Annotated in this window: 1 pseudogene; it reads left to right on the top strand. The window is 59.6% G+C overall.

Annotated features, from left to right (window positions below):
• Positions 1-209: 209 nt before the first annotated feature.
• Positions 210-785 (top strand): annotated as a pseudogene (locus tag WH91_RS23155) (transposase); the annotation flags it as partial.

The following is a 785-nucleotide window of genomic DNA, read 5'->3' as shown; positions in this document are numbered from 1 at the left end:
GACGCGTCTGCTCAGGGACGAGCTCGCTTGGCTCTAAGGGGACACACGCTATCTGACCCGGAGCATCGCAAAACACGATGCCCCAAGGCCGATCATCGTCAATCACAGCCTCAAAGCAAACATACAAGGGGGAGGAACCTGCGCGTTGACGTTGCCCCCGGCCTCTAATCCAGTTTGAAGTAGGCTCTGGCCCCTAGAAAGGACCAGAGATGAAGCGCAGCAGGTTTACCGAAGACCAGATCATCGGGATTTTAAAAGAGCACGAGGCGGGTGTTCCAGTCGCCGATCTGTGCCGCAAGCATGGTGTGAGCAACGCCAGCGTGTACAAATGGAAAGCCAAGTATGGCGGTATGGACGTTAGCGAGGCTCGCAAGCTTAGGGCGCTCGAGGATGAGAATGCCAAGCTCAAGCGGCTGCTGGCCGATGCGATGCTGGACAACTCGGCGTTGAAAGACCTGCTCGGAAAAAAATGGTAACGCCCGCCGTTGAGCGGGATGCTGTCGCCCATCTCCAGACGGTGTTTGGAATGAGCGAGCGGCGGGCGTGCCAGGTGCTGGGATGCTGCAGGATGACGATGCGCTACCAGACCATCAGGGTCGATGATGCGGTGCTGCGTGAGCGGATGAAGGCCATTGCTCATGAGCGACGGCGCTTCGGATATCGGCGCCTGCACGTACTGCTGCGGCGAGAAGGCCATATGGTCAATCACAAGCGGCTGTTCCGCATCTATCGCGAGGAGAAGCTGGTCGTGCGCCGCCGCGGCGGCCGCAAGCGGGCGATGGGCA

The organism is Devosia psychrophila, assembly GCF_000971275.1.
In the GTDB taxonomy this organism is placed as follows: Bacteria; Pseudomonadota; Alphaproteobacteria; order Rhizobiales; family Devosiaceae; genus Devosia; species Devosia psychrophila.
This window is presented reverse-complemented; position numbering and strand designations above follow the sequence as displayed.